This window comes from Streptomyces sp. NPDC020898, assembly GCF_044333925.1.
GTDB lineage: Bacteria > Actinomycetota > Actinomycetes > Streptomycetales > Streptomycetaceae > Streptomyces.
Genome location: NZ_JBIRRV010000051.1, coordinates 1 through 1,403, shown reverse-complemented (window position 1 = coordinate 1,403; position 1,403 = coordinate 1). Strand labels below are relative to the sequence as shown.

The 1,403-nt window shown below is 70.9% G+C and carries 2 protein-coding genes; one reads left to right on the top strand and one right to left on the bottom strand.

Translation table 11 applies throughout. The annotated features are described in order from the left end of the window. The coding region (locus ACH4TV_RS48295; RefSeq protein WP_398407861.1) for an IS5 family transposase at positions 1-788 on the top strand (788 nt) is incomplete at its 5' end. Here the strand turns inward: ACH4TV_RS48295 and ACH4TV_RS48290 are convergent. Continuing rightward, the gene (locus tag ACH4TV_RS48290; protein ID WP_398407860.1) at positions 709-1,281 is read right to left on the bottom strand and encodes a hypothetical protein; all 573 of its coding nucleotides are present in this window, start codon (positions 1,279-1,281) and stop codon (positions 709-711) included. The two genes, ACH4TV_RS48295 and ACH4TV_RS48290, sit on opposite strands and share 80 nt — an antisense overlap. Between the last annotated feature and the right edge of the window lie 122 nt (positions 1,282-1,403).

The following is a 1,403-nucleotide window of genomic DNA, read 5'->3' as shown; positions in this document are numbered from 1 at the left end:
TGCCGGCCTGGATGGAGTCCAGGGGCGGCCGGCCGGAGGCGCACTGCCACCGTGACATGATCGACGCGGTGCGCTACGTGGTCGACAACGGCGCGAAGTGGTGTGCCGTGCCACGGGATTTCCCCTGGTGGCGGGCGGTGTACGACTTCTTCCGCCGCTGGCGTGCGCACGGATACGTCCGGGAGTTGTACCAGCGGCTGCGCCGCGCCAACCGGGTGGCGAGGGGCCGCAGCGCGGAGCCGACCGCCGGGATCATCGATGCGCAGTCCGTCGACGGCGCGGACACCGTCGTGATGTCACGCGGCTTCGACGGGAACAAGAAGCGCGACGGCCGCAAGCGCTCGATCCTGACCGATACCTGCGGTGACCTGCTGGAAGTCATCGTGACCCCGGCCGACGTCCACGACTCCAAGCCCGCGCCCGCGCTCCTGGACCGCTACATGGACGAGCCCGGACGGCTGCTGAAACTCGTCTGGGCCGACAACGCCTACCAAGGGCAGCCTCTGGCCGATGCCTTCGCCCGGCATGGCGTGAGGGTCGAGGTCGTTCAACGCCCGGACGGGACACGCGGCTTCACCGTCCTGGCCCGCCGCTGGGTCGTGGAACGCACCCTGGGTCAGCTCTCACGGGCCCGGCGTCTCAACCGCGACCACGAACGCCGCCCGGACCATCACGAGCAGATGGTCTGGTGGGCCGGCCTGATCACCCTCACCCGCCGGATCGCCGGCGAGCGCCGGCACTGGCCCGATCGCCGGCCGGGCCGCCGCCCGGGCCCGCAGCCGGCCTGAACAGGCCCCTCTCCCGCTCCAGCCAGCCCTTCGCATGCAGGGCATAGGCGCGATGGCGCACCCGTTCCACCGCGAGTTTTTCCCGTCCCAGCCCCAGGGTGTCCGCGATCGTGGCCACGTCCACCAGGCCGTCGGCGGCCACGACCGTCTCGAAAATCTGCCGGTACATGCCGCACAACGACCGTCCTTCCAGGCCCACGTGCCACCGCGACGGCCGCTCGTCATAGCCCTCACGCCCCCTGCGCGAGGGCACCTTGGCCTCGCTGTCCGGCTGCTGCGGCACATCGGCAACCGCCCCGGCATCGGTGGCCGCCTGCGCACCCGTCGCGGCAAGCTCGTCCATCAGCTCCTCCCGCCCGATCCGGGCGAACTCCCACCGCTGACGGGCCTCGGCGGCCTGTTCCTCGGCCTCGCGCAGCCGGGCCTCCGCCCTGTCCAGCACTTCACGAGCCCGCACTTCACGCCGTTCCATCAACGCGATCACCGACGGCACCGACCACCTCCAGGACGAGAAAACCACCCGCCCCGGTGCTGCCCGGGCCCACCGACGAGAACACGTCGATCATGGAAGAACCGCAGCTCTTCGAGCTGCGGTTCGGTTGGCCACAACGCTCT